A 6,920-nucleotide genomic window follows, 5' to 3' on the forward strand; every position below is an offset into this window, starting at 1 on the left:
TATAAGAGACAGCCGTACCTCCCCGTAGACTGGGGGGCCGGCCCCCGCCCGGGCCGGTCCTCCTACTCCTTTTCTCGCTACGGGAAGTCGCCACGTGTCGCTCACGATCGGAATCGTCGGTCTGCCGAATGTCGGCAAGTCGACCCTGTTCAACGCCCTGACCAAGAACGACGTGCTGGCGGCCAACTACCCGTTCGCCACCATCGAGCCCAACGTCGGCGTGGTCGGCGTCCCGGACGCCCGGCTGGACAAGCTCTCCGAGATCTTCGGCTCCCAGCGCAAGCTGCCCGCGACCGTCGACTTCGTGGACATCGCGGGCATCGTGCGCGGCGCCAGCGAGGGCGAGGGCCTGGGCAACAAGTTCCTGGCGAACATCCGCGAGTCCGACGCGATCTGCCAGGTCATCCGGGCCTTCAAGGACGAGAACGTGGTCCACGTGGACGGCAAGGTCTCGCCCAAGGACGACATCGAGACGATCAACACCGAGCTGATCCTCGCCGACCTCCAGACCATCGAGAAGGTCCTGCCGCGCCTCACCAAGGAAGCGCGCATCAAGAAGGACGTCCAGCCCAAGGTCAAGGCCGTCGAGGAGGCCAAGGCCATCCTGGAGGAGGGCCGCACCCTCTTCTCCGCGGGCTTCGTCCAGGGCGCGGAGAACACCGAGCTCCTGCACGACCTGCACCTGCTCACCACCAAGCCCTTCCTCTACGTCTTCAACGTGGACGAGGAGGAGCTGACCGACGAGGACTTCAAGCAGGAGCAGCGCGAGCTGGTCGCCCCGGCCGAGGCGATCTTCCTCAACGCCAAGCTGGAGGCGGACCTCGCCGAGCTGGACGAGGAGGAGGCCCTGGAGCTCCTCCAGTCCGTCGGCCAGGACGAGCCGGGCCTGGCCACCCTCGCCCGCGTCGGCTTCGACACCCTGGGCCTGCAGACCTACCTCACCGCAGGCCCCAAGGAAGCCCGCGCCTGGACCATCAAGAAGGGCGCCACGGCCCCCGAGGCTGCCGGTGTCATCCACACCGACTTCCAGAAGGGCTTCATCAAGGCCGAGGTCATCTCCTACGGCGACCTGGTCGAAACCGGCTCCGTCGCCGACGCCCGCGCCGCCGGCAAGGCGCGCATGGAGGGCAAGGAGTACGTGATGCAGGACGGGGACGTGGTGGAGTTCCGCTTCAACGTGTGACGGTTGATCCGTCGACCTGCCCAGGTGCAGTTCGGCGGACGAAAGCCCAGGTCAGGGGTCAGACCTCAGGGTCTGGCCCCTTCTTGGTTCACTCCGGCTCCGAGCGGTCCAGGTCGCGGCCCCGGTCGGCGAGGTACCGCTTCACCAGCTCTTCGAGGAGTTCGCCCTCGCCGAGCTTCCTCCGGTACGCCTCCCTGCGGAACGCCTCGCGATCCTCCTGGGCGAGGATCATCGTGGGCCCGGAGATCCAGGCGTCGGGGTGCGTCCACGCGCAGCACATGCGGCGAACGCAGGTGTCCGCCTTGGTGTCGCGAACCTTCGGCGTGGTCCACGGCTTGTGGGGATAGCCCCTCAGTTCCGCCTCGCAGCGTTCGAGCACCCCGGACAGGTCCGCCTTCGTCCTGTGCTTCTCCCGGCCGTAGTGGTGGCGGAACCAGTCACGTCGGTCGATGTCGGCGATCTCGCGCTGTGCGCCCGCCACACGCTTGCGGATACCGGCGTACACCTCGGGACGCATCGGCTTGGTGGTGAAGCCGGCCTTCGGGAACGTGTGGCTCAGGTCCATGTCCGCGACCCATCTACTCGCGGTGCGCTTCCCCTTCCTCCTGTTGCAACTGGCGCACGCCGGAACGAAGTTCCACCAGATGTCCGCTCCGTTGTCCGCCACTGGCTCCTCATGGTCCAGCGTCGTCGCGATCTTCCCGCAGTACACGCAGAGTCCCTGGTGCGCGGTCAGAACCATCAGCCATACCCATGTCGGCTGATCCGCTCGGCTCCCTCGGGGTATCGCAGACGGTGGCGCGGACACGCTTCCCCCTTCCGATGTCCGGACAGGGAGGGACGGTAACAGCGACCACTGACATGCAAAGCCGCACGGGCAGGCACAGCGGGTGCGTCGGAGTGCGGGTGCGTCGGCTCACGCCACCGCATCGCGTGCTGAACCGGCGCGGAGGTGCTCGGAAAGGTACGTCTCTCGGGGCCGTATCGGCGGAAGGCCGCGGCCTCGCCCTCACTCGCCCAGGCGGACGATCATCTTCCCGGTGTTCTCCCCGCGCAGCATCCCCTGGAACGCCGTCACGGTGTCCTCGAAGCCCTCCACCACCGTCGCCGACCTCGGACCGGACCGCCCGACCCGGCGCATCGGCTACACCACGACACCCGAGCTGGCCCGTACCGCGGGGGTCCGGGCGCTGATACGTGAGCTGAGGGCAGGGCGAGCGGGCGGCGAGACCGACGGCGGGGGCAGGTCGGCTCGGTAGCCACGGTGGGGCCGCCGGAGCCGAGCACTGGCCCGCGTGCGTTCAAGGACGAGGGCCTTCGCCCGGGCCGGTTGCCCAGGCCCGGGGCAGGAACGGGCTCCCCCGCCCGCGGGGTGCGGTGCGGGTGAGCCCGCCCTGGAGAGCCGACCGCCTACCGGATCAGCTTCCGTCCTCGTCGCGCTCGTCGGCTGCGCGAGGTGCGTCGGGTCGGCGCGGGCTGTGCGAGGTGTCCCACGGGTATGTGTCGTCCTCACTCGGCTCGTACCAGCCCTGGTTCCGTTCGCCCACGCCACTCTCCGCCGCCTCGGGCGTGAACGTGTCTGCACCCTCGTCGGCGAACGGCGAGCCCTCGAAGGCTGGGTAGCGCGGCGACCAGTGCTCCGTGGTCTCCCCTTCACCCGAAGGTTCACCCTCGTCGGGCGCCGGGAAGAAGGTCCGCCTGATCTCCTCGGCCGCCTCGTCCAGCCCGGTCGCCTTCAGACTCCGAATCACGCGGTGCACGAGCACCGTGTACTCGTCCATGTCGGGCTTCAGGCCCACCGCTGACAGCAGCAGGAGCAGCCGATCCGAAGGCCCTACTTCCTCCTCGCGGTCGAATGGCCCTCCTCCCTGGCCGTGTCCGTCCCACAGCGGTCCACCGACGGTGGCTTCACTGCGCGCACCCACGGGCGGGACGAGCAGGTGGCGGAAGAGCTCGGGCACCTCCTCGTCCTTGGCCGCCGCCGCGATCTGGGCGAGCGGGCCGATCATGTCGACCGCCTTCTCGATCTCGTTCTCGTGACGGGCCAGCCACCACACCACCGCGCTGCCCGCGCTCCTGAGCACGTCGTCACCCAGGTAGCGCCGCTTGTTGCGCTCGTGCTGACGCTCCCACTCCCAGATCTCCTCGTCCTTGCGGAGATCGTTCAACTTCCGCAGGCGCTCGCGGTCGGCGGGGGCGAGGGTCAGCGTCACATCGGTCGCCAGAGCCTTAACCTGTCCGCTCCGGTCCGGTAGCGGGACGCCCAGCTCCCCCTCCAGGAGATAGCGCGCGAAGCTTGCCCGGTCGGGCTGCTCGCGGCGGACGACCTCCAGGGCCCGGCTGACGACCGAGGACACGGCGAGGGCCGGGGAGGCGCTGCCGGGCCGGTCAGCGTGGTCGGGGACCGGCCTCCACCACACGGTGGCCGAGAAGAGGAAGTCGTAGCCGTCCGCCGCGCTCGCCAGCGCTGCGTCGACCACCCGCGTTTCCTGGTAAGGCTGCTCCGTCGGCGCCGCGGGCGGCTCGGACTCCTGGGGCTCGTACGGGTCAGCCGAGGCGCGGCCACCGCTGAGGACCGTGATCACGAGTAGCAGGGAGCCCGAAACCGTGACCATGCACATAAAGCCCCACAGCCACGCCGACCAGTTCAGGAGGCTTCCGAGCACGACCGGTGTGAGGCCGCAGAGAGCGACGAACAGCAGGCTGGGAAAGCGGGGTTTCATCGTGCCTCTTCCGTGGTCCGTGGTCCGGCACCCGCACGCTCCGTACGGGCGTACTGCGCGTGGTCGATCTGCTGCCAGAAGCGGGCGGCGACGGCCGCCCGGGACGGGTGGTGCGCGGACCCCGCCCATGTGCAGGCGATGGCGTAGAGGCGGTGGAGGGCGGCCGTGCGTCCGTGCGTCGCCCCGACCATCACGTCCAGCGCCATTTCCTGTGCCCGGTCGCCCGCCGCGGCGTTCAGCCAGCCACTGACCAGCGGGTTCCAGAGCTCCGTCGGCGGCTGGGAGAAAACCGTCTCCCAGCCCAGGAACAGGTCCGGCCACGGCGGCGGGTCCGGTGCCCGGTCGCTCCTCAGGAGTTCCGCGAGCAGCCGGAGATGGGTCTCCGCCCGGCGCGGGTCCCGGGGCGTCCGGTCCCGCAGCCGGTCGATCAGCAGCCGATAGAGCCGACGGTCGCGGCCGGCGAGGTCGAGAAGTGCCTCCCGAGCCTCGCGTGCCGCCTCCCCTTTCCGTGCGGCGAGGTAGTGGAGTCGCACCATCGCCTGATCCGGGTGCGTCGCGCCCAGGCTCTGGAGGCAGGCGTTGGTCAGGACGCGGGCGAGACCGTCCGACAAGGGGCCGGACCTCGCGCATTCGTAGATCCGCCTGCGGAACCACCCTCCGAACCTCTCGTGGCTGAGACCGAACTCAAGGGCCGCCACGGCTCGCGGGTCGCAGGAGGCCCCGGTCGCGCGGTCCGCCCAGCGCACCACGAGGTCGAAAAGGTGGTCGGGCCGCCCGACGGCCAAAGACCGCTCACCGAAGCGGACGACGACGTTCACCCGGTCGTCGGCGGTCAGACCGCGCAACCCGGCGGCCCGGCCGATCCAGTCCCTGAGGTGCTCGCGCGTTCCGGGGAAGTTCGCCCAGAAGTACGTCCGTACCGCGTCGGCGTAGGCCAGCCGCCCGAAGCGGAGCCGGCCGTCCGGGTCCCGCTCGATCCCGAGCGCCGCCAACCGCTCCCCGAAATCCGTCTGCGCGAGCTCGGTCGTCGGCTCTTCCTCGTGCCTCACCGTCCTCATCAGACCGTGCCACGCGTCGTAGACGGTGTCGGCGTCGGCCTCCTCGAACACCGCCGTCGCGAGCAGCAGGGCCCGCTCGGGTGCGGTGCGGACCGTGGCCACCTGCCGGCCGACCTCACCGGCACGGTCGGTCACCGCGTGCATCGCCTGGTCGAGCCATCCCGCGAAGTCGGCGCCGAACCGGCCGCTGTCGCGAGCGGTCCTCACCAGCCCCGCAAGCCGCGCCAGTTCCCGCATGGGGGAGCGGTCGCACAGGCGCTGGAGGTCGGTGTTGCCCAGGTCCGCGGGGCGGAAGGGCATCCGGTCCATGCGGAGGTACCGGGTGACGACGGCGATGCCTCGGGGGCGTCCCAGCGTCACCGTGTGGGGTTCGAGGTGCGGCGCGCGGGCGTGTTCCATGCCCGACGGCAGGACGACGACCAAGTGGGCCCCCGCCTCCTGGACCAGTGCCCGTCGCACCGCCAGGCGGTCCTGGGCCTTCGCGTAGGCATCCTCGTCGGCGATTCCCGAGAGGTCGAGGAGGAAGCGGTCTCCCTTACCGGGGACGAGAGGGTCTTCGTCCTGGTCCGTGGCGGGAAGTTCCTCGAACCTGATCCCCTCCTCGTCGGCTCCCTCGTCCGCACCGAGCCCGTGCAGCAGCATGATCGCCGCGGCGCGGCGGCCACTGCCGGGCGAAGCCTCCAACAGCACCACCGATCCGGGGTCCGCCAGTCGGTCGGCTGCGACGCGGTAGCCCACTGGCGGTACGAACCGGTCGGCCAGGCGCACCCGGTCCTCGCGGGCGACCCGGCGGGGCTCGACCCCCTTGCGGATCATCCAATCCGCGCCGGCACCGTAGAAGACATACTGGGGGCCCAGGCCGTTGTTCACCGGGCCCCGCGGATCGTTGACGGTGACGCGGTCCTGCTCGGTCATCGTCCGTCGTCCGAACGTCGGCGCTCGCACCCGAAGCGCTGGTGGACCGTACCGCTGCTGTCGCCCGCCGTGAACTGGACCCCGGTGTTGTCGCCCTGGAAGTGGGGCGCGTTGTACTGGTGGCCCCGACCGGTGTTCACGGGCCCCTGCGGCTCGTTGACGAAGGTTCCGGACAGGTCTCCGTTGAGGTTTCCGATGCCGCCGCGCACGCGCTGCTCGACGTCACGCGTCCGTATTCTGGTGTGCCCGGCATCCTTGGCCGACTTCCTGGGGCGCTTCGCCTCCGCCCGCTCCCGCGCGGCACGGGCATCCCTGTCCGTGTCGCTCAGCTCGGGCAGTAGCCGGGCGAGAGCGTCGCCGAGCGCCGTCAGGTCCGACTCCGAGTTGCGGTGGTCGAACCGCCTGTACTGGCAGTCCGCCAGCTCCCGCAGGTCGTCCGGGAGGACGGCGCGGTCGATCCGCGTGGTCTTTCCGACCAGCACGGGGATCACCAGGATCCCGCGCTCGAGTGCGGTCCGGATCTCACGACGGGTCCAGTCCTGCTCGGCCTCGAGGGCGGGACGGCCGTCGGCTCCTCGCACCTCCGCCCAGCGCGGGCCGATCACGGCGAGGAGCGCGTCGCATCCCTCTACCGCCTTGACCAGTTCCACCGGGAAGCGGTGTCCGAGCTCGATCGAGTTGCTGGCGAAGAAGATCCGCTCGCCGCCGAAGCGCCGGGCGAGCTCCCGGGCGATCATGGTCGCCGTGGATTCCTCGTCGCCTGTGCGGTAGTTGACGAAGACGTCGGACATGAAGGTTCCCTTCGTGTGAGGAGGACGGGTCAATGGGGGCACGTGCAAGCGCGGGGCTCCGGCCCGCGCGGACCACGAGGTCCCGACCGGGTGACGGCATGACGCGTCCACCGGAGGGTGTACGGATGGAGGTATGCCGTCCAGCACGTCACTGGTCGCGGGCGGCCCGAAGAAACCAGGGGCGCAGGGCGACGCGTCGGGTGGGGCCGGAGGGTCCCGCTGGGGAGCGTGGGATCCGTGGGGCGGGAGG

The 6,920-nt window shown here is 70.3% G+C and carries 6 protein-coding genes and 1 pseudogene; 2 read left to right on the top strand and 5 right to left on the bottom strand.

Annotated elements, in window-relative coordinates:
* Window positions 1-94: 94 nt before the first annotated feature.
* On the top strand, window positions 95-1,183 hold the full coding sequence (gene ychF / locus E4099_RS26770; RefSeq protein ID WP_135341698.1) for a redox-regulated ATPase YchF: 1,089 nt from the start codon (window positions 95-97) through the stop codon (window positions 1,181-1,183).
* Between the two features lie 88 nt (window positions 1,184-1,271).
* On the opposite strand, the gene E4099_RS26775 is transcribed toward ychF, so the two are convergent.
* Both E4099_RS26775 and E4099_RS34945 read right to left on the bottom strand, forming a co-directional pair.
* The gene (locus tag E4099_RS26775) at window positions 1,272-1,925 is read right to left on the bottom strand and encodes an HNH endonuclease (RefSeq protein WP_135341699.1); all 654 of its coding nucleotides are present in this window, start codon (window positions 1,923-1,925) and stop codon (window positions 1,272-1,274) included.
* A 267-nt stretch (window positions 1,926-2,192) separates the two neighbouring features.
* Window positions 2,193-2,324 (bottom strand): hypothetical protein, encoded by a 132-nt coding sequence (locus E4099_RS34945; RefSeq protein ID WP_280923528.1) that lies wholly within the window; start codon window positions 2,322-2,324, stop codon window positions 2,193-2,195.
* On the opposite strand from E4099_RS34945, the pseudogene E4099_RS34550 reads away from it, so the two are divergent.
* A pseudogene (locus E4099_RS34550) lies at window positions 2,287-2,442 on the top strand (LysR family transcriptional regulator); the annotation flags it as partial. The gene E4099_RS34945 and the pseudogene E4099_RS34550 overlap by 38 nt on opposite strands.
* 159 nt (window positions 2,443-2,601) lie before the next feature.
* On the opposite strand, the gene E4099_RS26785 reads toward E4099_RS34550, so the two are convergent.
* From E4099_RS26785 to E4099_RS26795, 3 genes are read right to left on the bottom strand one after another with little or no spacing between them, the layout of a single operon-like run.
* Window positions 2,602-3,906 carry a hypothetical protein gene (locus E4099_RS26785; RefSeq protein ID WP_135341700.1) on the bottom strand — a complete coding sequence of 435 codons (1,305 nt, stop codon included), beginning with the start codon at window positions 3,904-3,906 and terminating at the stop codon, window positions 2,602-2,604.
* Window positions 3,903-5,879, bottom strand: a complete 1,977-nt coding sequence (locus E4099_RS26790) for a hypothetical protein (protein ID WP_135341701.1) — start codon at window positions 5,877-5,879, stop codon at window positions 3,903-3,905. Before E4099_RS26790 ends, E4099_RS26785 begins: the two co-directional genes overlap by 4 nt.
* A complete protein-coding gene (locus tag E4099_RS26795; RefSeq protein ID WP_135341702.1) occupies window positions 5,876-6,670 on the bottom strand; it encodes a toll/interleukin-1 receptor domain-containing protein in 795 nt (264 codons plus the stop codon). Before E4099_RS26795 ends, E4099_RS26790 begins: the two co-directional genes overlap by 4 nt.
* Window positions 6,671-6,920 lie beyond the last annotated feature (250 nt).

Origin of the sequence: Streptomyces palmae (assembly GCF_004684805.1) — a bacterium.
Taxonomy (GTDB): Bacteria; Actinomycetota; Actinomycetes; order Streptomycetales; family Streptomycetaceae; genus Streptomyces; species Streptomyces palmae.